This is a genomic window from Microbacterium sufflavum (genome assembly GCF_023101165.1).
GTDB lineage: Bacteria > Actinomycetota > Actinomycetes > Actinomycetales > Microbacteriaceae > Microbacterium > Microbacterium sufflavum.
This window is the reverse complement of record NZ_CP078076.1, coordinates 969,829-995,835: the sequence shown is the minus strand read 5'-3', so window position 1 is coordinate 995,835 and position 26,007 is coordinate 969,829. Positions and strand designations below refer to the sequence as shown.

Annotated in this window: 26 protein-coding genes; 16 read left to right on the top strand and 10 right to left on the bottom strand. The window is 70.9% G+C overall.

Annotated elements, in window-relative coordinates; translation table 11 throughout:
* Positions 1-107 precede the first annotated feature (107 nt).
* Genes KV394_RS05040 through KV394_RS05020 form a run of 5 tightly spaced genes read left to right on the top strand, consistent with a single transcriptional unit; the run spans position 108 to position 5,346 of the window.
* On the top strand, positions 108-1,694 hold the full coding sequence (locus KV394_RS05040) for an ABC transporter substrate-binding protein (RefSeq protein WP_136033859.1): 1,587 nt from the start codon (positions 108-110) through the stop codon (positions 1,692-1,694).
* An 11-nt stretch (positions 1,695-1,705) separates the two neighbouring features.
* Positions 1,706-2,767 (top strand): ABC transporter permease, encoded by a 1,062-nt coding sequence (locus KV394_RS05035; RefSeq protein ID WP_247982456.1) that lies wholly within the window; start codon positions 1,706-1,708, stop codon positions 2,765-2,767.
* On the top strand, positions 2,764-3,675 hold the full coding sequence (locus KV394_RS05030) for an ABC transporter permease (RefSeq protein WP_136033863.1): 912 nt from the start codon (positions 2,764-2,766) through the stop codon (positions 3,673-3,675). The genes KV394_RS05035 and KV394_RS05030 overlap by 4 nt, the downstream gene beginning before the upstream one ends.
* The gene (locus KV394_RS05025) at positions 3,672-4,514 is read left to right on the top strand and encodes an ABC transporter ATP-binding protein (RefSeq protein WP_206252188.1); all 843 of its coding nucleotides are present in this window, start codon (positions 3,672-3,674) and stop codon (positions 4,512-4,514) included. Before KV394_RS05030 ends, KV394_RS05025 begins: the two co-directional genes overlap by 4 nt.
* Positions 4,507-5,346: an ABC transporter ATP-binding protein gene (locus tag KV394_RS05020; RefSeq protein ID WP_247638013.1), complete on the top strand. Its 840-nt coding sequence runs from the start codon at positions 4,507-4,509 to the stop codon at positions 5,344-5,346. Before KV394_RS05025 ends, KV394_RS05020 begins: the two co-directional genes overlap by 8 nt.
* Positions 5,347-5,406: 60 nt before the next feature.
* On the opposite strand, the gene KV394_RS05015 is transcribed toward KV394_RS05020, so the two are convergent.
* On the bottom strand, positions 5,407-6,111 hold the full coding sequence (locus KV394_RS05015) for a hypothetical protein (protein ID WP_136044604.1): 705 nt from the start codon (positions 6,109-6,111) through the stop codon (positions 5,407-5,409).
* Positions 6,112-6,336: 225 nt separating this feature from the next.
* Between KV394_RS05015 and rpsF the strand changes: the two genes are divergently transcribed.
* The 5 genes from rpsF (at position 6,337) to KV394_RS04990 (ending at position 8,850) form a co-directional block, all read left to right on the top strand.
* Positions 6,337-6,705, top strand: a complete 369-nt coding sequence (rpsF, locus tag KV394_RS05010; protein WP_021201450.1) for a 30S ribosomal protein S6 — start codon at positions 6,337-6,339, stop codon at positions 6,703-6,705.
* Positions 6,706-6,710: 5 nt separating this feature from the next.
* A complete protein-coding gene (locus KV394_RS05005) occupies positions 6,711-7,211 on the top strand; it encodes a single-stranded DNA-binding protein (protein WP_136033869.1) in 501 nt (166 codons plus the stop codon).
* Positions 7,212-7,270: 59 nt separating this feature from the next.
* Positions 7,271-7,525 (top strand): 30S ribosomal protein S18, encoded by a 255-nt coding sequence (gene rpsR / locus KV394_RS05000; RefSeq protein ID WP_017203799.1) that lies wholly within the window; start codon positions 7,271-7,273, stop codon positions 7,523-7,525.
* An 11-nt stretch (positions 7,526-7,536) separates the two neighbouring features.
* Positions 7,537-7,989: a 50S ribosomal protein L9 gene (gene rplI, locus KV394_RS04995; RefSeq protein ID WP_136033871.1), complete on the top strand. Its 453-nt coding sequence runs from the start codon at positions 7,537-7,539 to the stop codon at positions 7,987-7,989.
* A gap of 129 nt (positions 7,990-8,118) precedes the next feature.
* Positions 8,119-8,850 (top strand): GntR family transcriptional regulator, encoded by a 732-nt coding sequence (locus KV394_RS04990; protein ID WP_136033873.1) that lies wholly within the window; start codon positions 8,119-8,121, stop codon positions 8,848-8,850.
* 69 nt (positions 8,851-8,919) lie between these two features.
* Here KV394_RS04990 and kynU read toward each other — a convergent pair whose 3' ends face one another.
* The 9 genes from kynU to KV394_RS04945 are packed head-to-tail and all read right to left on the bottom strand — an operon-like array spanning position 8,920 to position 17,313.
* Positions 8,920-10,209 (bottom strand): kynureninase, encoded by a 1,290-nt coding sequence (gene kynU, locus KV394_RS04985; protein WP_247982455.1) that lies wholly within the window; start codon positions 10,207-10,209, stop codon positions 8,920-8,922.
* A 26-nt stretch (positions 10,210-10,235) separates the two neighbouring features.
* Positions 10,236-11,228 carry an amidohydrolase family protein gene (locus KV394_RS04980; RefSeq protein ID WP_247982454.1) on the bottom strand — a complete coding sequence of 331 codons (993 nt, stop codon included), beginning with the start codon at positions 11,226-11,228 and terminating at the stop codon, positions 10,236-10,238.
* Positions 11,229-11,235: 7 nt separating this feature from the next.
* Positions 11,236-11,760, bottom strand: a complete 525-nt coding sequence (locus tag KV394_RS04975; protein ID WP_136033880.1) for a 3-hydroxyanthranilate 3,4-dioxygenase — start codon at positions 11,758-11,760, stop codon at positions 11,236-11,238.
* Positions 11,757-12,209 (bottom strand): RidA family protein, encoded by a 453-nt coding sequence (locus KV394_RS04970; RefSeq protein WP_136033882.1) that lies wholly within the window; start codon positions 12,207-12,209, stop codon positions 11,757-11,759. Before KV394_RS04970 ends, KV394_RS04975 begins: the two co-directional genes overlap by 4 nt.
* On the bottom strand, positions 12,206-13,012 hold the full coding sequence (locus KV394_RS04965) for a 2-keto-4-pentenoate hydratase (RefSeq protein ID WP_247982453.1): 807 nt from the start codon (positions 13,010-13,012) through the stop codon (positions 12,206-12,208). Before KV394_RS04965 ends, KV394_RS04970 begins: the two co-directional genes overlap by 4 nt.
* Complete coding sequence (dmpG, locus tag KV394_RS04960; RefSeq protein WP_247982452.1) at positions 13,009-14,046, bottom strand: 4-hydroxy-2-oxovalerate aldolase; 1,038 nt, start codon at positions 14,044-14,046, stop codon at positions 13,009-13,011. Before dmpG ends, KV394_RS04965 begins: the two co-directional genes overlap by 4 nt.
* On the bottom strand, positions 14,043-14,981 hold the full coding sequence (locus KV394_RS04955) for an acetaldehyde dehydrogenase (acetylating) (protein WP_247982451.1): 939 nt from the start codon (positions 14,979-14,981) through the stop codon (positions 14,043-14,045). The genes dmpG and KV394_RS04955 overlap by 4 nt, the downstream gene beginning before the upstream one ends.
* Complete coding sequence (locus KV394_RS04950; protein ID WP_282187140.1) at positions 14,978-15,808, bottom strand: 2-keto-4-pentenoate hydratase; 831 nt, start codon at positions 15,806-15,808, stop codon at positions 14,978-14,980. The genes KV394_RS04955 and KV394_RS04950 overlap by 4 nt, the downstream gene beginning before the upstream one ends.
* Positions 15,805-17,313, bottom strand: coding sequence for a 2-hydroxymuconic semialdehyde dehydrogenase (locus KV394_RS04945; protein WP_247982450.1), 1,509 nt, complete (start codon positions 17,311-17,313; stop codon positions 15,805-15,807). Before KV394_RS04945 ends, KV394_RS04950 begins: the two co-directional genes overlap by 4 nt.
* An 83-nt stretch (positions 17,314-17,396) precedes the next feature.
* Between KV394_RS04945 and KV394_RS04940 the strand changes: the two genes are divergently transcribed.
* The 6 genes from KV394_RS04940 (at position 17,397) to KV394_RS04915 (ending at position 25,963) form a co-directional block, all read left to right on the top strand.
* On the top strand, positions 17,397-18,365 hold the full coding sequence (locus tag KV394_RS04940; protein ID WP_136033891.1) for a LysR substrate-binding domain-containing protein: 969 nt from the start codon (positions 17,397-17,399) through the stop codon (positions 18,363-18,365).
* A gap of 123 nt (positions 18,366-18,488) precedes the next feature.
* Positions 18,489-20,102: an LVIVD repeat-containing protein gene (locus KV394_RS04935; RefSeq protein WP_247982449.1), complete on the top strand. Its 1,614-nt coding sequence runs from the start codon at positions 18,489-18,491 to the stop codon at positions 20,100-20,102.
* Between the two features lie 100 nt (positions 20,103-20,202).
* Complete coding sequence (locus KV394_RS04930) at positions 20,203-21,693, top strand: DHA2 family efflux MFS transporter permease subunit (RefSeq protein WP_247638004.1); 1,491 nt, start codon at positions 20,203-20,205, stop codon at positions 21,691-21,693.
* A 56-nt stretch (positions 21,694-21,749) separates the two neighbouring features.
* Positions 21,750-22,874 carry an ABC transporter ATP-binding protein gene (locus tag KV394_RS04925; protein WP_168387144.1) on the top strand — a complete coding sequence of 375 codons (1,125 nt, stop codon included), beginning with the start codon at positions 21,750-21,752 and terminating at the stop codon, positions 22,872-22,874.
* Between the two features lie 57 nt (positions 22,875-22,931).
* Entirely contained in the window at positions 22,932-24,092 is a 1,161-nt protein-coding gene (locus KV394_RS04920; protein ID WP_136035839.1) for an ABC transporter substrate-binding protein, read from the top strand.
* Between the two features lie 2 nt (positions 24,093-24,094).
* The gene (locus tag KV394_RS04915) at positions 24,095-25,963 is read left to right on the top strand and encodes an ABC transporter permease (RefSeq protein WP_247982448.1); all 1,869 of its coding nucleotides are present in this window, start codon (positions 24,095-24,097) and stop codon (positions 25,961-25,963) included.
* The last annotated feature ends 44 nt before the right edge of the window (positions 25,964-26,007 follow it).

The window sequence follows — 26,007 nt, the reverse complement described above, 5'->3', positions numbered from 1 at the left end:
CCCGCACTTGCTGGACACATCGTCGCATATGATGCGAATCTGATCACCGGTCGTCCACATCGGACATCACCGGAACCCGAATGTACTCCTCGCCCTTGGAGGCCCTCATGTCGTCACGCCGTTTCACGCCGGTCATCGCGCTCGGAGCCGTCGCGCTCCTGGCGCTCGCGGGTTGCTCGGGAGGGAACTCGGCGAACAACTCCGACTCGTCCCAGGGCTCCGACTCGCTCGTCATCGACACTGCGTTCTCGATCGAGACCGCCGACCCCGGTCACACCTACGACCCGACCGGCAACATGATCGCGAAGGCCCTGTACGAGACCCTCGTCGACTTCGAGGGCTCCGACGTCTCCACGCCGGTCCCCGGTCTCGCCTCGTGGGAGCAGAACGATGCCGCGACCGAGTTCACCTTCACGCTCGAGGGCGACCGCGTGTTCTCCGACGGCTCGCCCGTCGAGGCGAAGGACGTCGTGTTCTCGCTGCAGCGCATCCAGGGCATGGAAGACGCCAAGCCCAACTTCCTGCTCGGCGGCCTCACCATCACCGAGGTCGACGACAAGACCATCCGGTTCACGTCCGAGACCCCGCTGCTGCAGCTCCCGGCCATCCTCGCGAACCCGGCCCTCGGCATCGTGAACTCCGACGTGGTGATCGAGAACGGCGGCGCGATCGACGGCACCGACTCGGCGCAGGAGTTCCTCGACGGCGAGTCCGCGGGCTCCGGGCCGTTCGTGCTCGACACGCTCGACCTCAGCTCGCAGGTGGTCCTGAAGAGCAACGACGAGTACAACGGCGACGAGAAGTCGGCCTACAGCCGCGTGGTGGTGCGCAACGTGTCGGAGAGCGCCACGCAGCTCGCCAACCTCAAGGGCGGCGACTCGATGGTCGCGATGGACCTCAACGGCGACCAGGTCGCGGGCCTCGGCGACGACATCACGGTCGACTCGGTCCCGTCGGGCCAGACCATCTTCCTGCTGCTGAACCAGTCGCCCGCCGTAGCCGGCGAGCTGGCCAACGTGAAGATCGCCGAGGCGATCCGCTACGCGCTCGACTACGACGCGCTGCTCGAGCTCGCCGGTGCGGGCGCCGTGCAGGCGACGGGCGTGATCCCGCCCGGATTCGAGGGTGCACTCGACGGCGGCGTGGAGCAGGACCTCGACAAGGCGAAGGCCGCGCTCGCCGAGGCCGGCTACACCGGACAGACGCTGAAGCTGCAGTTCCCGAACGACTACCCGGTCGGCGGCGTGGAGTTCACCCCGCTCGCGGAGCGCGTGCAGGCGCAGCTCGAAGACGCCGGCATCACGGTCGAGCTCGCCCCGGCCCCGTTCGCGACCGAGCTCGACGCGTACGTCAACGGCACCGAGGGCTTCGGTCTGTGGTTCTGGGGTCCGGACTACGCCGACTCGGCGAACTTCCTCCCCTTCGCTCCCGGTCTGAAGGTCGGCCTGCGCGCCGGCTGGGCGGCCGAGGCCAACCCGGAGATCGCGGGCATCGCGGCGGGTGCCGCGAGCGCCACCGATCCCGCGCAGCGCGAGGCCGCGTTCACCGAGTTCGCCGAGGCGATGCAGGAGCAGGGTCCGTTCGTGCCGCTCATCGTCCCCGGCCGCAACATCTCCTCCGCGAGCGACGTGACCGGTGCCGTGTACAACTCCGTGTGGGAGATGGACATCGCCGAGATCGCCCCGGCCGGCTGAACGGACCTTCCATGACGACAGTGGCCGTGCAGAGGCAGGCGCAGCGGCGCCGTTCGCCTCTCGTCGGATACCTGCTGCGGCGGGCCGGGACCTCCCTGCTCCTGTTGGTGGGCGTGACGATCGTCACGTTCGCGCTCACCAACCTGGTGCCGGGAGACCCGGTCTCGGCCGCCCTCGGTGAGGGCGCGTCGCAGAACCCGGCGACGCGCGAGGCGTTCATCAAGGCGAACGGACTCGACCAGCCACTGTTCGTGCAGTACTTCATCTATATGGGGAACCTGCTCCGCGGGGACCTCGGCACGTCGCTGGTGACCGGACGCCCGGTCACCAGCGACCTCGCCACCGCGGTGCCCGCGACGATCGAGATCGCGATCGGGGCGATCATCGTCAGCCTCGCGGTCAGCATCGTGCTCGGCACGCTCGCCGCCTACCGCCGGGGCCTGGTCACCGACCAGGTCATCCGCGTGGTCACCCTCGTCGGCCTCAGCGTCCCCACCTTCTGGCTCGCGCTGGTCAGCTTCTACGTCTTCTTCCTGGAGCTGCGCATCGCGCCGGGCTCGGGGCGCATCTCGCCGTCGATCACCCCGCCGCCGCGCGTGACCGGGCTCTACACGGTCGACTACCTGCTCAACGGCGACGGCGTCGGCTTCTTCGATGCGCTCGCCCACCTCGCCCTTCCCGTCATGGTGCTCTCGCTCGTGACGATCGGCCTGCTCACCCGGTTCATCCGCACGTCGGTGCTGGAGGTGCTGGGCAGCGACTACGTGCGGGCCGCCCGCGCCAAGGGGCTTCCGGCCCTGCGCGTCATCCTCGACTACGTGCTCCGTGGAGCCTCGCTGCCGATCCTCACCGTGGTGGGCGTCGCATTCGGGGCCCTGCTGTCGGGCACCGTGCTCGTGGAGTCGGTGTTCGCGTGGCCGGGCCTGGGCACGTACGCCTACAACTCCGCCGCGAACCTCGACCTGCCCGGCATCATGGGCGTCGGTCTGGTCGTCGGCGTCATCTACCTCCTCATCAACTTCATCGTCGACCTGCTCTACGGCGTGCTCGACCCGAGAGTGAGGATCGCATGAGCCGCATCGACGCCGCCGCCGGCCCCTGGCGCTTCCGCTTCCGCTGGCCCCGCGCCTGGCGCACCCCGCTCGGCATCATCGGCACCGTGATCGCGGCGGCCTGGATCGTCATCGCCTTCACGGCGCAGTGGTGGGTGCCGTACCCGCCGAACGCGCAGGTGCTGCCGCGACTGCAGGAGCCGGGCATCGACACGATCCTCGGCACCGACGGCAACGGCCGCGACATCTTCTCGCGACTCATGACCGGAGCGACGGTGAGCCTGCCGCTCGCGCTCATGCTCGTGATCGCGGCGATGATCATCGGCACGCTGATCGGCGCCGTCGCGGGCTACTTCGGCCGCGCGGTCGACGAGACGCTGATGCGCATCACCGACCTCTTCATGGCGTTCCCGACCGTGATCCTCGCGATGGTGGTCGCCGCGTCGCTCGGCCCGTCGCTGTTCAACGCGGTAATCGCGGCGATCGTGGTGTCGTGGCCGCAGTACGCCCGCGTCACCCGCAGCATCGTGCTCGGCCTGCGCGGACAGAACTACGTGATCGCCGGACGCCTGCTCGGCCACTCGCCGCTGCGGACCCTGTTCGTCGACATACTCCCCAACATCGCCGGGCCCGTGCTCGTGCTCGCCACGCTCGACATCGGCGCCGCGATCCTGCTGCTCTCCGGCCTCTCCTTCCTCGGCCTCGGCGCGCAGCCGCCCACCGCCGAGTGGGGGTCGATGATCTCGGGGGCCATGCAGAACTTCGACGCCTGGTGGCTCGGGGTGTTCCCCGGTCTCGCGATCCTCACGGTCGTGCTGGCGTTCAACTTCCTCGGCGATGCGATGCGCGACGTGCTCGACCCGACCGCCGAGGTCACGCACGAGAAGGAGGCCGACCACCAGGCCTCCGCGACGGGGGTGCCCGCATGACCGCCGCGCTGAGCATCCGCGATCTCACGGTCGACATCGGCCGTCCGCTCGTGAAGGGCGTGTCGCTCGAGCTCGAGGCCGGGCGCATCCACGGCCTCGCGGGCGAGTCGGGCTCCGGCAAGACCCTCACCTCGCTCGCGGTGCTCGGGCTGCTGCCGCGGCAGGCCCGCACGGGCGGCTCGATCACCCTCGCGGGGGAGGAGCTGCTCGGCCTGAAGCGCCGCGGCCTCAACCGCATCCGCGGGAAGCGCATCGCGATGGTGTTCCAGGACCCGTCGGCGTCGCTGCACCCGCAGCTCCCGGTCGGCCGCCAGCTCACCGACCACATGCGCGTGCACCTCGGCCTCACGGGCGCCGCGGCGCGCGAGCGGGCGGTGGAGCTGCTGCAGACCGTGCAGGTGCCGAACCCGGCCGAGGCGCTGAAGCGCTACCCGCACCAGTTCTCGGGCGGGCAGCGGCAGCGCATCGCGATCGCGTGCGCCCTGGCGTGCGACCCCGAGGTGCTGCTGGCGGACGAGCCCACCACGGCGCTCGACGTCACGGTGCAGGCCGGCATCCTGCAGCTGCTGCGCGACCTCGCCATCGAACGGAACCTCGCCGTGCTGCTCGTGACGCACGACCTCGGCGTGATGAGCGCGATCGCCGACACCGTCGCGGTCATGAAGGACGGCCGCATCGTGGAGCTCGCCGACCGCGAGACCCTGTTCCTGCACCCGCAGCACGAGTACACGCGGATGCTGCTCGCCGCCCTCCCCGGCTCGCGCATCGAGGCGCCCGCGGTCGACGCGACGGACCAGGTCGATGCGGTCGACCCGATCGAGGAGGATGCGCATGAGTGAGGTCAGCGTCCTCGACGCGCGCGACGTGGTCGTGCGCTACCCGGGCAACCCGCCGGTGATCGCCGTGAACGGGGTGTCGGTCCGCGTGGCCGCGGGGGAGACCGTCGCGCTGGTCGGCGAGTCGGGCAGCGGCAAGTCGAGCCTCGCCCGCGCCGTCGTCGGCATCGAGAAGACCGCCGCCGGCACGGTCGAGTTCCGCGGGGCCCCGGTCGCGCCGCTCGGCATCCGCCGCCGGTCGACCGCCCTGACCGGGATCCAGATGGTGTTCCAGGACCCGTCGACCTCGCTGAACCCTCGCCGACGCATCGGCGACCAGATCTCCGACGGCATCGCCACCGCCCGAGCGCGCGGTGCCGCCGGATCCACCGTGGAGGAGTGGCTCGAACGCGTCGGGCTGCCCGCGAACGTCCGCACCCGCTTCCCGCACCAGTTCTCGGGCGGGCAGAAGCAGCGCATCGCGATCGCCAGGGCCCTGGCCGCGCGGCCCTCGCTGCTCGTGGCGGACGAGCCCATCTCGGCGCTCGACGCCTCGACGCAGACGAGCGTGGCCGGACTGATGCGCGACCTGGTGGCCGAGTCCGGCGCCGGCATGCTCTTCATCTCGCACGACCTCGCCGTGGTGCGCCGCATCGCCGATCGCACCCTGGTCATGTTCGCGGGACGGGTGCTCGAGTCGGGCCCCACGGAGCAGCTGTGGTCCGCGCCGCAGCACCCCTACACGCAGGCCCTGCTCGCGGCCATCCCCGAGCCGGACGGCGCCGGCCGCATCCCCGACGCCCCCTCCACGGACGACCGCGGCGTGTGGGCCGAGGTCCCGCCCGTCGCCTACTGACGCGGGGCCGGACGACGAAGGGCCGGGGCGCATGCCCCGGCCCTTCGTGTCATCCCCGGATCACACCGGGGCGACGATGTCCTGCTTCACGTCCCACTCGGTGATCTCCATCGCGATCTCCAGCGACTGGCCCTCGACGGACGCGGTGCTCTTCGATGCGAGGTTGACGTAGTCGGCGGTGACCTCGAACGCCACGTCGACCGTCGTGCCCTGCTGGTCGACCGAACCGGTGATCAGGAACACCTTCTGGCCGAGGCGCTCGCCGGTGCCGCTCACGGTGAAGTCGCCCGCGAGGGCCTCGGCCGCGGCGGCGGGGTCCATGGCGGCGACGTCGGCCGCGCTCGTGCTGAGGCCCGCGATGATCGGGTCGCTGGAGTCCGGGTCGGCCGGCTGCCAGTCGCTCGACGGCGACTTGACCCACACGTCGTCGCCGATCGCGACGATCGAGCCCATCGGCGAGATCGACTCGAGGGCGTTCTCGGAGGGGTTCACGCGGGCGGTGCTCTCCATGCCCAGCACGCTCGTCTTGGCGGCGTAGCCCGCGGAGTCGGCCATCGCGTCGGCGATGCACGTGCCGAGCGCCGTGCCGTCGACGGTCGCGCCCTCGGCCAGCTCGGGGCAGTCCGTGGCCGGTGCGTCGGCCTCCTGCGATGCGGCCGTGCTCGGCTTCGCGTCGGCCGGCTTGTCCGATCCGCCCGCCGAGCATCCGGTGAGCATGACGGCGGCGGCGAGAACGACGCCGACCCCCCACTTGTTGACGCGCATGGCGCCCCCCTCCAGTCATGTGCCCGATGACGGTCATCGGGCACGCCCTCCAGCATGCCAAGCCGCGGGCCGATCGGTGGGAGGCGGCTCGGAGGAATGTCCGCTAGACTGTCGAGGTTGTCTGCCTTCCGGCACCCACTCGGGTTCCACGGGCAGGCACGTGCACACACCCTCCTGCTCCCGGGAAAGTCCCGAGAGCCGTTCTAGTCCGAAGGAGGTGGGTAAGTGACGCACCAGTACGAACTCATGGTCATTCTGACCCCCGAGATCGACGAGCGCCAGGTCGCCCCGACGCTCGACAAGTTCCTGAAGGTCATCACCAACGATGGTGGCTCGATCGAGAACGTCGACATCTGGGGCAAGCGCCGTCTGGCCTACGAGATCCAGAAGAAGACCGAGGGCATCTACGCCGTCGTCAACTTCACCGCGACCAGCGCCGCCACGCAGGAGCTCGACCGTCAGCTCAAGCTGAACGAGCAGATCATGCGCACCAAGGTCCTGCGCGCGGAAGAGGCTCAGGCGATGATCGCGTCCGAGGCCAAGCGCTCCGAAGAGAAGGCTGCCCGCAAGGCCGCCAAGGCTGCGAAGGCCTAAGTCTCATGGCCGGCGAAACCGTCATCACCGTGGTGGGAAACCTCACGGCCGACCCCGAGCTGCGGTACACGCAGAACGGGCTGCCGGTGGCGAACTTCACCATCGCATCGACGCCGCGCAACTTCGACCGTGCCGCGAACGAGTGGAAGGACGGCGAAGCGCTGTTCCTCCGCGCGTCGGTCTGGCGCGAGTTCGCGGAGCACGTGGCGGGCTCGCTGACCAAGGGCATGCGCGTGATCGCGCAGGGCCGTCTGCGTCAGCGTTCCTACCAGGACCGCGAGGGCAACCAGCGCACCGCGATCGAGCTGGAGGTCGACGAGATCGGCCCCTCGCTGCGGTACGCGACCGCGCAGGTCACCCGTGCGGCCTCGAGCGGTGGCGGTGGCGGGCAGTCCCGTCCGCAGCAGCAGCAGGTGTCGGAGGAGCCGTGGTCCACGCCCGGCTCGTCGACCAGCGCCGACGCCTGGAGCACTCCGGGCAGCTTCGGCGACGACACCCCGTTCTGATCAATTCTCCGGATGCGCGCGTGCGCGCAGCGTCCGATCATCATCACTAAGGAAGAGCAATGGCTGGAAAGTCGAGCGGCGACCGCCGCAAGCCGCGGAAGGGCGCGAAGAACGCCGCCCCCGCGAAGTCCATCCGGGTCGGTGTCATCGATTACAAGGATGTCGCCACCCTCCGCAAGTTCGTCTCGGAGCGCGGCAAGATCCGCGCCCGTCGCATCACCGGTGTGTCGGTGCAGGAGCAGCGTCTGATCGCCACGGCGATCAAGAACGCCCGCGAGATGGCGCTCCTGCCCTACGCTGGCGCCGGCCGGTAAGGGGTACTGAGATGGCAAAGCTGATTCTCACGAACGAGGTCGCCGGGCTGGGTAGCGCCGGTGACGTGGTCGAGGTCAAGAACGGGTACGCCCGCAACTACCTCATCCCGCAGGGTTTCGCGACCGCGTGGACGCGCGGTGGCGAGAAGCAGGTCGCGTCGATCCAGGCCGCACGCCAGGCGCGTGCGATCCACGACCGCGACGAGGCCGTGGCCCTGAAGAACTCGCTGGAGGCCGCCAAGGTGCGCCTCGCGGTCAAGGCCGGCAAGGAGGGTCGTCTCTTCGGCTCGGTCAAGACCGCCGACGTGGCCGACGCGGTCGAGGCCGCCGGTCTCGGTGCGATCGACAAGCGCAAGGTGCACATCACGTCGCCCATCAAGGCGACCGGTGAGCACGAGGCGACCGTGCGTCTGCACGAGGACGTCACCGCGGTCATCACGCTGCAGGTCGTCGCCGCCAAGTAAGGCACGTCTGTCGAACGCCCTCCGTCCTCCGGGACGGGGGGCGTTCGTCGTTCTCCGGCCGCGACGCGTTCGGTGATCTTGGATCCAGAATGCAGAGTTTGAGGGCTTCGATCCGATAGCCTCTGACCCATGGTGAAGTCAGGGGACGCGGCCGCGTCTGCGAAGGATCGCGCCGATGCGCTGCAGAAGCTCGCCCAGCGACACGGGGCCGGGTATCGGTCGGTCGGCGCGATGGCGTACGACATCATCCGCGACGCGATCCTCGATGGCACGCTCCCGCCCGGCATGAAACTGCGCCAGGAGACCCTCGCCGAATCGATCGGCATCTCCCGCCTCCCGATCCGCTCCGCCCTCATCCAGCTCGAGGCCGACGGGCTCGTGGTGTTCCACGCACGCCGCGGCGCGATGGTGCGGGCACTGTCCACGGAGGAGGCCGGGGAGGTCTACCACCTGCGCATGCTGCTCGAGAAGGAGGCGCTGCGCCTGGCGATGGCGGAGATCACGCCCGAACGGGTCGAGCGCCTGCGGGAGCTCGCGAAGACCGCCGACGACATCTCCGAGGGCGGCGAGTTCGTCGAGGCGCGCACCGAGTTCTACGCCACCCTGTACGACGCGCAGGCCCGCCCGCTGCTGTGGGAGATGATCGAGCAGCTGCGGCTCAAGCTCGGGCGCTACGTGCTGGGGTGGCGGCTGGGGCCCGCGGGCTCGCACGATCATTCGCACACCGAGCTCGTCGACGTGGTCGCGGCCGGCGACGCGAAGAAGGCGCTGGGCGTGCTGGAGGCCCACCTGACCCAGGTGCGCGACGGCGTGATCGCCCTGCTCGACGACGCGGCCGCGGAGGGCGCGGACAACTCCTGACGCGGCGCACGACGCGCGGCGGGCGACTCCGCCGACACACAGCTCCGCAGGCGCAGGACAGCCCGGGGCTCAGGTGACGGTGCCGCGGCGCGCGAAGCGGGGCTCGCGCCACACCTCGGTCTCCAGCACGTCGTGCAGCACGTCGACCGCATCCCACACGTCGGCGTAGGAGGTGTAGAGCGGGGTGAACCCGAAGCGGATGAGGTCGGGCGCCCGGAAGTCGCCGATCACCCCGCGCTCGATGAGGGCCTGCATCACCGCATAGCCGTCGTCGTGGCGCAGCGACACCTGGCTGCCGCGGCGGGACGACTCGCGCGGTGTGACCGACACGATGCCCCAGCGCTCTGCGAGCCGCGCGTCCACGAGCGACAGGAACAGCTCGGTCAGCCGCAGGCTCTTCTCGCGCAGCAGCTCCAGGTCGACGTCGTCCCAGATGTCGAGGCTCGCCTCCAGTCCCGCGACCGACAGCAGCTGCGGTGTGCCGACGCGGAACCGCTCGATGCCGGGCGCCGGGGCGTAGTCCACCGTGAAGTCGAACGGACGGGCGTGGCCGTGCCAGCCGGTGAGCGCGGGCCGGGCGGCGGCGTGATGGCGGGACGCGGCCCACAGGAACGAGGGTGACCCCGGGCCGCCGTTGAGGTACTTGTAGGTGCAGCCCACCGCGAAGTCGGCCCAGGCGGCGTTCAGGTCGATCGGCAGCGCCCCGGCGCTGTGGCACAGGTCCCACACCACCAGCGCCCCGGCGGCCTGCACGCGGCGCGTGACCTCGGCCAGGTCGTGCAGCCGCCCGGTGCGGTAGTCGACCTGGGTGAGCACGACCACCGCCACGTGGTCGTCGAGCACGTCGTCGAGCGTGGGGCCGTCGTCGGCGATCAGCCGCCGCTCCAGGGGTTCGCCGCCGCCGAGCAGCTCCTGCACGGCCTCCAGCATGTACAGGTCGGTGGGGAAGTTGCCGCGCTCGGCGACGATCACGCGCCGCCCCGGCCGCATGCGCACCGCCGCGACCACGGCCTGGAAGAGGCTCGCCGACGTGGAGTCGCCGAGCACGACCTCGCCCTCCGCGGCGCCGATCAGCGGGGCGATCCGGTCGCCGACCGTACGCGGCTTCGCGAACCAGCCCGCGTCGTTCCAGCTGCGGATGAGCCCGGTGCCCCACTCCTCGGTGATCACGCGCTGCACGTGCGCCGGGGTGTGCCGGGGGAGCGCGCCGAGGGAGTTGCCGTCGAGGTAGATGACGCCCTCCGGCAGCACGAAGCGGTCGCGGAACGAGCCGAGCGGATCGGAGGCGTCGAGCGCCTCGCAGGTGGCGCGGTCGAGGGCGGTGCGGGTCGTGGCGCTGGGCGGGGTCGTGGTGCTCATGGGGCGGGTCCGTTCGGGTCGTGCGGTCAGCGGCCGAGGAAGCGCAGGGCGTTGTCGCGGAGGATGGCGGTCTTCTCGACGTCGTCGAGGAAGGCGGAGCGGTGGACGACGTCGCCGACCGGTCGCTCGCCCAGGGGATACGGGTAGTCGCTGCCGACCATCACCTGCGAGGCGCCGAGCGTGTCGACGAGCAGGCGCAGTGCGGCCGGGTCGAACACGACGCTGTCGACGCTGAACCGGTCGAGGTAGGAAGAGGGCGGCTGTGCGCTCACGCCGATCACGTCGGGCCGCTGCCGCCACGCGTTCTCGAAGCGGCCGAGCCAGAACGCGAACGAGCCGCCACCGTGCGCGAACGCGAGCCGCAGCGACGGCGGCACGCGGTCGAACACTCCGCCGAGGATCAGCGCGATGATCGACAGGTGCGTCTCGGCGGGCATGCCCGTGAGCCAGCGGGCCATCCAGCGATCGAGTCGCGGCGAGCCGGCCATGTCCCACGGATGCACGAACACGGGGATCCCGCGCTCGGCGCAGTGCTGGAGGAACGTGACGATGCCGGCGTCGTCGAGGTCGCGGTCACCGACGTGGTTGCCGATCTCGACGCCGGCGTGACCGGAGGCGATCGCGCGGTCGGCCTCGACGCACGCGGCATCCGGATCCTGCAGCGGCACCTGCGCGAACGGGATGAGCCGATCGGGTGCGGGGGCGCAGATCTCCAGCGCCAGGTCGTTGAAGAGGCGCGCGACCTTCACCGCCTCGTCTCCCGACTTGTCATAGGAGAAGAACAGCGGAGTGGGGGAGACCACCTGCATCTCCACCCCGTCGGCGTCCATGTCGGCCAGGCGCACCTCGGCATCCCAGCAGTCGTCGCCGATGCGACGGAACTCGGACTCGCCGAGCATGATCATCGCCTCGCGCTCGGAGTCCACGCGCAGGGTCGGCCAGAGCCCCGGCCCGACCTGCGTGGACAGGTCGGGCCAGGCGCTCGGCACGAAGTGCGTGTGGACGTCGATCGTGCCCAACGCCGCGTCAGCCCTTGCCGGGGTGGACGGTGCCGCACTCGGGGCAGGTGCGCCCCTCCTCGCTGTCGTAGAACTCGCGGAACACCGGCGGCAGGTCCTCCACGATGTCGCGCACCTGCAGCTCGACCTCGTGCACCTTGGTGTTGCAGTTCGGGCAGAACCACGCGAACTTCTCCAGCGTGCCCTCCTCGCGGATGCGCTCGATCACGATGCCGATCGACCCCTCCTCGGGGCGCTGCGGGGAGTGGAACACGTTGCCGGGCAGCAGCCACATCTCGCCCTCGCGGATGTCGATGCGCTGCGGGCCGTCCTCCGTCTGGATGTTCACGTGCATGTTGCCGCGGTACTGGTAGAACCACTCCTCGTACGGATCGAAGTGGAAGTCGGTGCGCTGGTTGGGGCCGCCGACGACCTGCACGATGAAGTCGCCCATCGGCGTCCACGCGGCCTTGTTGTTGACCGGCGGCTTCAGGAGGTGCTCGTTCTCCGTGATCCAGGCGGCGAAGTCGATGACGGGTGGGATGGTGCTCATTTCTCCTCCTCGAGAGTGGCAGGGGTGGTGCGGTCGGGGCGCCTCGCGATCGCCTGGATCTCGAGGCGCAGGTGCGGATGCGGCAGGGCGTGCACGGCGACCGTGGTGCGGGCCGGGCCCTGCTCGTCGAAGTACTCGGCCCAGACGGCGTTGTAGGGGGCGAAGTCGTTCATGTCGACCAGGAACGTCGTGGCCTGCACGAGGTCGTCGAGGTCGCAGCCCGCGGCGGCCAGCACCGCGCGGATGTTCTCGATCACGGCGCGGGTCTGCACCGCGACGTCGAGCCGGGTCGCCCCGAACTCGTCGACCTCGGCGCCCGCGATCGTGTTGTCGGGGCGGCGGCTGGAGGTGCCCGACACGAACACGAGGTCGCCGCTGAGCTTGGCGTGCGGGAAGCGTCCGCGCGGGGTGGCCTTGCCCTCCACGAGGATGCCGCGGGACTCGGTCATGATGCTCCCTTCGGGCCGGACGACGCGGAACCGTCGTCCGTGCGGATCGTGACGCCGCCCAGACCGGTGACCGTCGCCTCGACCACACCGCGGTCGGGCAGGGGAACCGCGGCGGTCGCGGCCCCGGCGAGGAGCACCATGCCCGCCCGCAGCACGAAGCCGTGGCGCGCACCGAGTCGAGCGGCCGCGAGGATGGCGCGACCGGGGTCGCCGAGGATCGCGGCGGTCGAGCCCGTCGCGGCGATGCGGCCGTCGACCTCGAGCCGCACGGCCCGGTTGTCGATGGCGCCCGTGCGGTCGAGCGGTGTCCAGGGGCCGATCGCGTAGGCCGCGGCGGAGGCGTTGTCGGCCACCACGTCGGCGAGGCTGAAGCGGAAGTCGCGGTACCGGGAGTCGATGATCTCCACGGCGGGGGCGACCGCGGCCACCAGTTCCGACAGCGGCCGGTCGACCGCGGATGCGTCGAGGTCGGCGCGCAGGAGGTAGGCGACCTCGGGCTCGATGCGCGGGTGGATGGCGGACCGCCGCGCGAACACGCCGTCGTCGTCCAGGCGCATGGCATCGGTCAGGGTGCCCAGGATCACGTCGTGCACACCCATCTGCTGCGCCTTGGCCCGGCTGGTGAACCCGAGCTTGACCCCGGTGATGTGCTCGCCGCGGGCGACCCGTCGGGCGATGAGGGCGTGCTGCGTGGCGTAGGCCGTGGCGAGGTCGACCTCCTCCGTGGGCGACAGCTGGTTGATGGGCGCGGCCGTGCGCTGGGCGGTGTCGAGGGCGGCGGCGTAGACCGCGTCGGTGCTCATGAGGCCGCCCCCGCGGAACGCGCGGCGACCAGGTCGAGCGCGACATCGACGATCATGTCCTCCTGGCCGCCCACCATGCGCCGTCGTCCGAGCTCGACCAGGATGTCCCGCGCGTCGAGGTCGTGCTTCGCGGCCGCGCGCTCGGCGTGCAGCAGGAAGCTGGAGTACACGCCCGCGTAGCCGAGGGTGAGCGTCTCGCGGTCGACGCGCACCGGACGGTGCTGCAGCGGACGCACGAGCTGCTCCGCGGCGTCCTGCAGGGCGAACAGGTCGCAGCCGTGCTCCCACCCGAGCAGATCCGCCACCGCGACGAACGCCTCGACGGGGCAGTTGCCCGCTCCGGCGCCCTGGCCCGCGAGGGATGCATCGACGCGGTATGCGCCGTGCTCGACGGCGGTCACGCTGTTGGCGACGCTCAGCGACAGGTTCTCGTGCGCGTGGATGCCGATCTGCGTCGCGGGGTCGAGCACGTCGCGATAGGCGTCCACGCGCGCGGCGACATCGTGCATCGTGAGGCGTCCGCCGGAGTCGGTCACGTACACGCAGTGCGCGCCCGCCTGCTCCATGATCCGCGCCTGCTCGGCGAGCCCGCGCGGATCGTTCAGGTGGCTCATCATCAGGAAGCCCGACACGTCCATGCCGTGCTCGCGCGCCCACGTGATGTGCTGGATCGCCACGTCGGCCTCGGTGCAGTGCGTGGCGACCCGCACGCTCGCGACGCCGAGGTCGCGGGCGCGGGCGAGGTCGTCGATCGTGCCGATGCCGGGCAGGATCAGGGTCGTCAGCACCGCCCGGTCCAGGACCTCGGCGGCCGCCGCGATCCACTGCCAATCGGTGTGGGCGCCGTGCCCGTAGGCGACGCTCGACCCGCCCAGACCGTCGCCGTGCGCGACCTCGATCGCATCCACGCCCGCGGCTTCCAGGGCCCGGGCGATGTCGCGAACCTGGTCGGTCGTGTAACCGTGGCCGATGGCGTGCATGCCGTCGCGCAGCGTCACGTCCTGCACGTACACGCGCGGAGTCGAGCCGGTCATGCGGGAACCCCCGTCCGTTGCGCGACGAGTCGCTCGGCGGTGCGCAGGGCGGCCGAGGTCATGATGTCGAGATTGCCCGCGTACTCCGGAAGGTAGTGCCCGGCGCCGGTCACCTCCAGCAGCACGGTCACGCGCGTGCCGCGGAACGCCCGGTCGAGCGCGGGGACGTACCCCTCGTCGACCGCGTCGAACTGCACGTCCTGCGCGAGCCGGTAGCCGCCCACGTACCCCTGCACCGCGGCGACCATGTCGGTCACCGAGGTGCGGACCGCGTCGCGGTCGAGCGTGGCGGGGTCGCCCTCGACCAGGCAGTACACGGTGTCGCGCATGATGAGTGGCGGGTCGGCGGGGTTCAGCACGATGATGGCCTTGCCGCGCTCGGCGCCCCCGATCACCTCCAGCGCGCGGGCCGTGGTCTCGGTGAACTCGTCGATGTTCGCGCGGGTGCCGGGTCCCGCGGACTTCGAGGCGATCGAGGCGACGATCTCGGCGTATGCGACCGGGGCCACGCGCGACACGGCGGCCACCATCGGCACGGTCGCCTGCCCGCCGCACGTGACCATGTTCACGTTGGTGGCACCCGCGTGCGCGTCGATGTTGACCACGGGCACCACGTAGGGGCCGATCGCGGCGGGGGTGAGGTCGACCATGAGCCGTCCGGCGTTGCGCACGAGGGCGTCGTTGCGGGAGTGCGCGCCGGCCGAGGTCGCGTCGAACACCAGCTCGACATCGGCGAACTCGGGCATCGCGAGCAGCCCGTCCACCCCCTCGTGCGTGGTGGCGACACCCAGGCGGCGGGCGCGCGCGAGGCCGTCCGAGTGCTCGTCGATCCCGGCCATCGCCACCACGTGCAGCGTGGTCGACAGCCGCTTCACCTTGATGAGCAGGTCCGTGCCGATGTTGCCGGAGCCGATGATGGCGATTCCCGTGGTCATGCCGCCGCCCCTTCCGTCGCCGTGCCGGAGGCCGTGCCGTGGAAGTCGGCGCGCACCTCTCCGAGTCCGTCGAGCCGGGCGCGGAACACGCCGGCCGTCGCGTCGACCATGGGCCCGAGCGCCCCGGACAGGATCACCTCGCCCGCGCGCAGCGGCTGTCCGCGCCGGGCGACCTCGCGCGCCAGCCAGGCCACCGCGATCACGGGACTGCCCAGGCACGCGGCGCCGCTGCCGGTCGAGACGGGGCGCCCGTCGCGGTCGAGCGTCATGCCGAGCGCGGTCAGATCCAAGCCGTCGAGCCGGCGGGGGGTGGTGCCCAGCACGACCGCGCCGCTGGAGGCGTTGTCGGCGATGGTGTCGGTGAGGCGGATGTCCCATCCCGCCACCCGGGAGTCCACGACCTCGATCGCGGGCAGCACGAACTCCGTCGCCCGCAGCACGTCGGCGACGGTCGTGGTGGGGGAGTCGAGGTCGCGCCCGAGCACGAACGCCACCTCGGCCTCGGCGCGCGGCTGCAGGAAGCGCCCGAGGTCGAGCGGCTCCCGGTCGGCGTGGCTCATGTCGTCGAGCAGCACGCCGTAGTCGGGGCTGTCCACGCCGAGCTGCGCCTGCACGACCGGCGAGGTGAGGCCGATCTTGCGCCCCACGATGCGCCGGCCCCAGTCCACGCGACGGGCGATGCCGAGCGACTGCACGGCGTACGCGGCGTCCTGGTCGGTGTCGCCGAGCAGGTCGCGCACCGGTGCGCACGGGCGACCGGTCTCGGCGGCCCGCCGCAGCCGCTCGTCGGCGGCCCGCACGGCCTCGGTGTCGAGGAGCCCGGTCACAGCTGCACGCACACGTTCGTCGGCTCGGTGTAGAACTCGAGCGAGTGGTGGCCGCCCTCGCGACCGATGCCGGAGAGCCCCACGCCGCCGAACGGGCTGCGCAGGTCGCGCAGGTACCAGGTGTTGACCCACGACATGCCGGTGCGCATCTGCTGGGCGACGCGGTGACCGCGGGTGAGATCGGTGGTCCAGGTGACGGCGGCGAGCCCGTAGTCGGTGTCGTTCGCGAGCCGGATCGCCTCCTCCTCGCTGTCGAACGGGATGAGGGCGGCGACCGGGCCGAACACCTCCTCGCGCACGGTGCGGTGGCTGTTGTCGAGCCCGGTCCACAGCGTCGGCTCGATCCAGGAGCCGCCGTCGAGTCCGTCGCCGAGGGTCGGCACCCCGCCACCCGCGAGCACCGTGGCGCCCTCCGACACCGCGAGGTCGAAGTACGACTGCACCTTCTGCCGGTGCGCCTGCGAGATCAGCGGGCCCGTGGTGGTCGCGGGGTCCTCCGGCCGACCGAGGCGCAGCCGCCCCGCGTGCTCGGCGAGCCCGGCCGCCACGTCGTCGAACACCGACCGCTCGACGTAGATGCGCTCGGTGCACAGGCACACCTGGCCCGTGTTGAGGTAGGTGCTGCGGGCGAGGCCGGCCACCGCGGCGTCGAGGTCGGCGTCGGCGAACACGAGCGCGGCGTTCTTGCCCCCGAGCTCGAACGACACCGGACGCACGCGCGGTGCGACGGCCCGCATGATCGCGGAGCCCGTGGAGGACTCGCCCGTGAAGGTCACACCGTCGATGCCGGGGTGCGTCGTGAGGGCCTCGCCCGCGGAACCCGCGCCGAAGCCGTGCACCACGTTCACCACCCCGGCCGGCACCCCCGCCTCCGCGAGGATCTCGGCGAGCAGCGTGGCCGACGACGGCGTCTCCTCGGACGGCTTGATCACCACGGTGTTGCCGGTGGCGAGGGCCGGCGCGAGCTTCCACGTGAGCAGCAGCAGCGGCAGGTTCCACGGCACGATCACCGCGACCACGCCGAGGGGCTTGCGCACCGCGTAGTTGAGGGCGCGGCGGCCGTCGGGCAATTCGGTGAGGAAGGAGTCGAGCCCGGTGGCGGAGACCGTGTCGGCGAAGGAGCGGAAGTTCGCGGCGGCCCTGGCCACGTCGAGGTCGCGGGCGAGGGACTCGGGCTTGCCGGTGTCGCCGACCTCTGCGGCCACGAGCTCGTCGGCGCGGCGGTCGATCGCGTCGGCCACGCCCCGCAACACGCGGGCGCGCTCGGCCACCGTCATGCGACCCCACGGTCCGTCGAACGCGGCACGGGCGGCAGCCACGGCACGGTCGACCTGCTCGGCCCCGGCCTCGTGCACCTCGGCGATCAGCGTGCCGTCGATCGGACTGATCTTGGCGAACGAGCCGATGCCCTCGACGCGCTCGCCGGCGATCAGGTTGTGGATCGCGCGCGGCGCCCGGCCCTGCTCGGCGGCAGGGCGGGGAGGCGTCATCGTCTCGGAAGGCATGCGCTCAGGCTAGGAACGTCGAAGGGATGCCGACAAATACTCTCTTGATGCACTGCCATGCCCCCACGGCTATAGTCCCGCTCATGGTCACCGATCGACTGCTCGACGGCCGGGTCAAGATCCGGCACCTCGTCCTCATCACCGCCATCGCCGACGAGGGCACGCTCGTGCGCGCGGCCGAGTCGCTGCACATCACCCAGCCCGTCGTCACGCGCGGACTGCGCGAGGTGGAGGAGGTGCTCGGGGTCGCGCTGTTCGAGCGCCTGCCGCGCGGGGTCAGGCCGACGCCGTACGGGCACGCGTTCATCGAGCGGGCCCGGTCCGTGCTCGCCGAGCTGCGGGCGGCGGGGGAGGAGGTGCGGCTGCTGCAGTCAGGGCAGCTGGGCACGGTCACGGTCGGCACGCACCTGGCGGGGTCGAACCTGCTGCTGCCGCGGGCGATCGCGGGGCTGAAGGCCGAGCATCCCCGGCTCACGGTGGTGGTGCGCGAGGGCACGCCCGACACCCTGCAGCAGCTGCTGCTCGCGGGCGACCTCGACCTCACGGTGGGGCGGCTGTCGCCCACGGTGCCCGTGCGACTGGAGCAGGAGCGGCTGCACCTCGAGCCGATCCGCCTGGTCGCGCGGGCCGGGCACCCGGTGCTCGGTGGTGCCAAGGCGCACTCGCTCGCGGAGCTCATCTCCTACCCGTGGATCTTCCCCGTGGCCCAGACCGCCCTGCGCGCGGAGCTGGAGGCGGTGTTCTTCCACGAGGGGCTGCCCCTGCCTCCCGACCGCGTGGAGTGCACGTCGATGCTGACGCTGCGCACGCTGCTGATCTCGACCGACGTGATCGCGGCGCTGCCGATGTTCATCGCGGTCGACGACCGCGAGCTGCGGATCCTGCCCACGCCGCTCAGCTCGATCCGGCGTTCGGTCGGCGTCACGCTGCCCAAGGACCGGGCGCCCTCGCCCGCCGCGACCGCCCTGCTGACGCACCTGCGCGAGGAGGGCGCGCGGCTCGCGGCCCTGGAAAGCGAGTACACGGAGGGGGAGCCGCGACCGCTCGGCTGATATGCCCGGATGGTCATGGCTCTGACCCGTATGGATATTGGACAGCATCGCGGCACCGGGTGAATCTGAGGGGGACGACACGACGTCGTGACGATCCCACCCGATTCAGCCAATGGAGGCGACATGGCCGGCTCTCCCTACGTGCCCGATGCGAAGAAGTACCGTCCGGAGGACTTCGAGCGCGTCGCCGGAGAACCGGCCGATCCCGACCCCTCCACGTGGGGCATGCAGCCCGACGGCACGTTCCTGCCGCCCGCCCACACCCCCTCCGTCCCGCGCGACGTGTTCGTCGACTGGCCCGGTCAGCTCGACTACCGCGACCCGGAGACCTACGCGCTCAACGCGAAGGCCGAGGCGTTCTACCCGATCGTGGTGAACACGAGCCACTCGTGGCAGTGCATCTACGACTGGGACGGCCGGCGCCTGATGCTGCACTACGGCGGCGGCAACCACTGGAAGCTGTACGACATCACCGACCCGCGCGACCTCACGATCGTCGACGAGGAGCAGTGGGGCTGGGGCGACCCCCGCCCGCAGTTCGGCGCGACCACCGTGCAGTGGAACCAGGAGCTCGGCGCGTACATCGCGATCCAGGCGAGCGAGACCCCGCGGTACTTCCTCCAGGGGCGCGTCGCGAACAAGTGGCTCGACGACACGGTCGAGGGGCAGCTGAAGGAGTGGGAGGGCCTGCGCGGCTTCCGCACCTGGCGGATGGACGGCCCGAGCCCGCGCGAGTGGACGCTGCTCACCGAGGTGTCGACCGACCCGAACCACTCGCCCGGCGAGATCCAGGAGGGCAACGGCGTGCTCGACCTCCCGGTGTACTACGGCGACAAGTACCTGTTCGTGGCCACCGCGCCCGACAACACCTTCACCAACCAGCCGTACCGCACCACGCTGTGGACCGCGGGCCACGCGGCCTACGACGTGTCCGACCCCGCGAAGCCCGAGCTGCTGTCGACCTGGTGGGTGCCCGGCTCGCGGGCCGGCGAGGAGGACGACTCCCCGTACCTGGCCGACAACGACCGCTGGAACAACAAGACCTCCTGGTTCGGCTCGCGCATGGGCGTGTTCCTGCCCCGCTCGGTCGAGTCGGGTTGGACGTACGGCTACGCGGCGCAGGGCGGCCAGGGCTTCTTCGTGCTCGACGTCTCCGACCCGACGGACATCCACCACGTGGGCTGGTGCCCGCTGCCGACGAGCGTCGCCGGCACCGAGGGCGACAACGTCGACACCACCCAGGTGGAGGAGACCGGGTACGTCTACGTCTCCGGCTACCCGATGAACACCGACTGCTACGAGCCCGCCAAGGAGATCTACCAGATCGACGTGAGCGACCCGACGAACCCGCGGGTCGTGCGCACGCTGCCCCGGCCCACGCCGCCCGCGGAGGCGGCCTTCACCGACTGGGCGCAGCGCCGCGGCTCGTTCGGTCCCAAGCGCTCCGGCTACTTCACCAACACCGGCACGCCGCACGGCGGGGTCATCCCGTACGCGTTCTACGCCGCCGGTCTGCAGATCTTCGACGTGCGCGACCCCGAGGACCCGAAGGTGGGCGCCTACTTCGTGCCGCCGATGGGACTGAAGGACGACGACGATCTCGCCGCACCCGTGCACGGCATCTTCGTCGAGTGGGACCGCAACCTCATCTGGCTGTTCGCGAACCACGGCATCTACGCCGTGTCGACGCCGCTGCTGGGGGAGCCCGTCACCGGGATCCCCTCCGCCGACGGCTGACCCCGGCCCCCGGAACTCCGGCGTCCGTCCTGCACTCGGGGGCGAACAGGACGGACCCCGGACCACCCGCCCCCCGTGACGCCCCACCCGAAAGCAGCTCATGACGCAGACAGTCCGGCCGTGGCCCGCCCTGTGGGCCCTGTGCATCGGCTTCTTCATGATCCTCGTGGACACGACGATCGTGGCGATCGCCAACCCGGTCATCCTCGCGGCGTTCGACGCCGACCTCACGACGGTGATCTGGGTGACCAGCGCGTACCTGCTCGCCTACGCGGTGCCGCTGCTGATCACGGGCCGCCTCGGCGATCGGTTCGGCCCCAAGCGGGTGTACCTCGCGGGACTCGTGCTGTTCACCCTCGCCTCCCTCGCGTGCGGCCTGTCCGGCAGCATCGAGATGCTGATCGCGGCGCGGGCCGTGCAGGGCTTCGGCGCCGCGCTGATGACGCCGCAGACCATGGCGATCATCGCCCGCGTCTTCCCGCCGCGCGGCCGGGGCCAGGCGATGGGGGCGTGGGGTGCCGTGGGCGGCCTCGCGACCCTCGTCGGGCCGATCCTGGGCGGCGTGCTCACCGACACGGTCGGCTGGGAGTGGATCTTCTTCGTGAACGTCCCGGTCGGCGTGGTGGCGTTCGTCGTCGCGTGGCGGCTGGTGCCGGATCTGGACGGCCACCCCCATCGGTTCGACCTGCTCGGCGTGATCCTCTCGGGTGCCGGGCTCTTCCTCCTGGTCTTCGGACTCCAGGAGGGGGAGGTGTACGACTGGGGTGTGATCGCCGGTCCGGTCACGGTGTGGGGGCTGATCGCCGCGGGCGTCGTGCTGCTGGTGCTGTTCGTGGTGTGGCAGCGCGTCAGCCGCGCCGAGCCGCTGATGCCGCTGGCCCTGTTCCGCGACCGCAACTTCTCCGTCGCGAACGCCACGATCTTCCTGGTGGGGGTCGGCATCACCGCGATGCCCGTGCCGCTCGCCTTCTACTTTCAGGTCGCCCGTGGCCTCGACCCCACGCTCGCGGCCCTCATGCTCGCGCCGATGGCGGTGGTGTCCGGGGTGCTCGGGCCGTTCGTCGGAAAGCTCAGCGACCGGGTCGGACCGCGCTGGGTGACCTTCGCCGCGTTCACGATCTCGGCGGTCGCGATGGCCTGGTACGCCGCGACCATGACGCTCGATGCGCCGTTCTGGCTGCTGCTGCTGCCGTCGGCGCTGCTCGGGGTCGGGGTGTCCGGCATGTTCGGGCCGCTGGCCTCGACCGCCACGCGCAACCTGCCGCACACGCAGGCCGGGGCGGGCTCCGGGGTCTACTCGACGACGCGGCAGATGGGCTCCGTCATCGGTTCCGCCCTGCTGGCCGTGCTGATGAACGTGACCCTGGCGGCGCAGATCCGCGGGTTCGTGCCCGGTGCGATCCACCCCGGCAGTGTGCTGTCTGACGAGGACGGCGCGGGGCTGGCGCGGGCGATGTCGCAGTCGCTGCTGCTGTCGGCCGTGGCCTTCGGGGTGTGCGCGCTCGTGGTGCTGTTCTTCGTGAGGCCGCGGCCGTGGGGTGCACCCGCCGCCCCGCAGCCGGTGGCGGCGACGACGGGAGAGGGACGATGATGGCAGCGATGATTGCGGATCCAGAATCCAGAACAGAGGCCCGGGAGAGGACGCCGATGACCGCGAACGCCGGGGGCGGACGACTCGTCGTCGATGCCCTGAAGAAGGACTACGAGCTCGACGGCGCGGCCGTGCCCGTCGTGAAAGACGTCACGTTCACGATCGAGCCCGGCACGTTCTACTCCCTGCTCGGGCCGTCGGGCTGCGGCAAGACCACGACGCTGCGGTGCGTCGCCGGGCTCGAGCGCAGCAACGGCGGAGTCATCTCGCTCGACGGGGGCGTGCTGTCCACCGGAACCCAGCACGTGTCGCCCGACAAGCGCGACATCGGCATGGTCTTCCAGAACTACGCCATCTGGCCGCACATGACCGTGTTCGCCAACGCCATCTTCCCCCTCCAGGTCGCCGGCTCCCGGCTGCCGAAGCAGGAGGCGAAGAAGCGCGCGATGGAGGCACTGGAGCTCGTGCAGCTCGACCACCTCGCGCAGCGCCCCGCCACCGCGCTGTCGGGCGGGCAGCAGCAGCGACTCGCCCTCGCCCGCGCGCTCGCGCACCGTCCGCGTCTGCTGCTGCTGGACGAGCCGCTGTCCAACCTCGACGCGAAGCTGCGCGACACCATGCGCAACGAGCTGCGCAGCCTGCAGCGCAGCCTCGGCATCAGCGCCCTCTACGTCACCCACGACCAGTCCGAGGCGCTGTCGATGTCCGACCGGGTGGCCGTGATGAACGGCGGCCGCATCGTGCAGGAGGCCGCCCCGCGCGAGCTCTACGACCAGCCGGCCGACCGCTTCGTGGCGGACTTCGTCGGCCGCGTGAACATGGTGCCCGCCCGTGTGGTCGACCGCGACGGCAGCGGTGACGCGGTGGTCGAGGCGCTCGGCACCCGGCTGCACACGCCCGTCCCCGACGGGGTGACGGCGGGCGACGAGGTCACGCTGACGCTGCGGCCCGAGGCCGTGCGCTGGCATGAGACCGCGGTCGAGCGCCCCAACGTCGTCCCCGTGCGCATCGTGCGGGTGGAGTTCCTCGGCGAGATCGTCGAGTACGAGGCCGAGGTGCTCGCCGGCGGCGAGACGGTCGGCACGATCGTCGGCCGCGGAGCTCCGCTGGCGACACCCCCCGAGGGCGGCAGGGTCTTCCTCGAACTGGTCCCGCACGCCTGCCGCGTGCTGGCCGCATGACGCAACCCGCACCACACCCGAGATCACGCACCTGATGTCAGAGAGGACATTCGGATCATGAAGAGAACACTGGGAGCCGTCGCCGGAGCGGCGGTCGTCGCACTCGCCCTGAGCGGCTGCGGCACGCAGGCCGAGGCGGGCGACGGCGAGAGCTCGCTGAAGGGCGACGCCGCCGCGGCCACGTGCGACGCGGTCGACGTCGGAGCCATCACGCGCTGCGAGAACTTCTACGACGACTACTGGCCCGAGATCGACAAGCAGCTCGACGCCCTCTACGAGCAGGCGAAGGAGGAGGACGGCGGCACCCTGGTCATCTGGGACTGGTATGAGCTGTCGCCCGACGTGATCGCGCAGTTCAACGAGCGCTTCCCCGACATCAAGGTCGAGACGCGGGGCCTCACCTACAACCTGTCGTCGGCGATCATCTCGGCCAAGGCCACCGGGTCGCGCAACACCGACGTCGTCTCCGGCTCGATCACCTCGATGGCCGCGATGTACGACGAGGGCTTCTGGGAGAAGGTCGACTGGCAGAGCTTCGGCGTGCCGGAGGAGTACCTCACCCTCGGTGCCCCCGAGCTCATGCCCGACAGCATCAACGGGTCGCTGCTGCAGTACAACACCGACAAGATCGCGGAGGTCCCGGCGTCGCTCGACGGCCTGCTCGCCCCCGAGTACACCGGCAAGGTGTCGGTCGCCGGCTACAACGCGGTGGTCTTCGCGGGCTACGGCATGGCCGAGGGCGAAGACGCGATGCTCGACCTGATCGACGAGCTGATGTCGTCCGGCACCATGAAGCTGCTCGAAGACCAGGGCGCCCCGCTGTCGAGCGGAGACGTGCCGGTCGCGCTCAACCAGACCCTGTTCAACCCGAACCCGTCGCTGCAGGTGGCGCCGTTCGAGCACTCCGGGGTGTGGGCGCAGTTCTCGGGCGTCAACTCCGATGCGAAGAACAAGCCGGGCGCCGCGCTGTGGACCCTGTGGAACGCGTTCGACCCCGACTGGATCCACCTGCGCATGACCGACGAGCGCTTCGCCAGCACGCAGGTGCCGTTCGCCGGGCTCCCCGCCGCGACCTTCGGAGAGGCCACGGGCCTCATGAAGACGAACGCCGACGCGCTGCTGCTCGGCCTCGACAGCGGTGCCGAGACCGAGACGCAGGACACCCGCGACGACTGGCAGGCCATGATCAACGCGGCCGACAAGGCGCTGAACGGATAACCATGTTCCAGGCACGACGGACCACGGGACGCCGGCGTCCCACCTCGATGACGATCGCGATGGTCGTCTCCGGGATCGTCATCTTCCTCCTGCTCGCGGTGCCGCTGATCGTTCAGGTGATCACCGCGTTCCGTGGTCCGTTCCTGCCCTTCGGGGTCTCGTCCGCCCAGTGGGGCGTCGAGAACTTCGTCACCCTGTGGCAGCTGCGCGAGGACTTCTGGGGCGTGCTCGGCGCGACCGGGGCCTTCGTCGGCGGCTCGACCCTGCTCACGCTGCTGATGGCGTTCGGCCTGGCCTGGGTCACCGTCCGCACCGACGCCCCGTGGCGCCGGCTCATCTCGGTGCTCGTGATCGTGCCGTACATCATCCCGCCGATCGTGAAGGCGCAGGCGTATCTGCTGATGCTGTCGCCCGAGTCGGGTGTGCTGAACCAGTTGCTGCGGCTGCTGCCGTTCGCGAGCGACGTGCCGATCGACCCGTATGCGTTCCCGACGATGATCGTCATCCAGGCGCTCACCAACGTGACCTTCCCGTACCTGATGATCGTGCCGATCCTGACGAACATGGACGGGTCGCTCGAGGAGTCGGCGCGGGTGTCGGGCGCGTCATGGCCGCAGACCCTGCGGCGGGTGACGCTGCCGATGCTGTGGCCGGGGCTGCTCGGGGTCACGGTGCTGACGTTCATCCTCGGCCTCGGCAGCCTGGAGGTGCCGCTGCTGTTCGGCCAGGAGTCGGGGCGCAGCATCTTCGCCCTGAAACTGTGGACGCTGATCAGCTCGAACGCGGGGGAGCTGCCGCAGTACGGCCTCGCCGCCGCGTGGGGCCTGGTGTTCCTGGTGATCACCACGATCGCGTTCGCGGTGTACCTGAGGGCGACCAGGAACGCGGAGCGCCGAGCCTCCGTCTCGGGCAAGGGCTTCCGGCCGTCGACCATGCGGATGGGGCCGTGGAAGATCCCGGTCATGGTGCTGGTGGCCGTGTTCGTGCTGCTGACCGCGGTGCTGCCGCTGCTCGCGCTGCTGTGGGCTGCGATCACGCCCTATCCGGTGGCGTTCTCGATCGACGCGATGCTGAGCCGCACCGACTTCGGGGCGTTCGGGGTGGTGCTCGCCGACTCCGAGTTCTGGGTGTCGCTCGGGCGCACGGTGCTCATCGCGGGCGGGAGCGCCACGATCGCGGTGGTCTTCGCGACCGTGCTCGCGTATGGCATCGCCCGCAGCAAGAAGAGCGGGTGGGTGAAGGCGCTCGACCTGTTCGCGTCGTCGTCGGTCGCGATCCCCGCGACCATCGCCGGCTTCGCGATGTTCCTCACCTTCATGGTGCTGAACCCCTACATCCCGCTCGCCGGGACGCTGTTCGCGCTCGTGATCGCCTACTCGTACCGGGTGTCGATCGCGTACCGCTCGTCGTACAGTGCGACGCTGCAGATCAGGCCCGAGCTGGAGGAGGCGGCGCTCACCAGCGGGGCCAGCAGGTTCCAGGGGTTCCGCCGCATCATCGCGCCGCTGCTGATGCCGACCGTGATGGCCGTGTGGATCCAGATGTTCATCCTCGGCACGAACGAGTTCACGCTGCCGGCGTTCCTGGCGACGCCGTCGTCTCGTCCGCTGTCGATGTACATCTACGCCATGATCAACCCGCGGTCCGCGCAGCTCTACGCACCCGATCAGGGTGCCGCGATGGCGCTGATCTTCACGCTCATGGTGTTCGCGATCGGCTACGGCCTGCAGTGGGTGCTGTCGCGCCGCGCGATCGGTCGCACGCGCAAGACCGTCGCCGCCGGCCTCCCCGACCTCGCCGCCGCCGCACCCGCCCCCGCCGATTCCGCCACCGTGACCCTCGCCGTGCAGCGCCGCCGCGGGAGGGGGTGAGGGGCGGAAGCCGAGCCAGGCCCGCGCCCGGAGAGGCCTGCCGA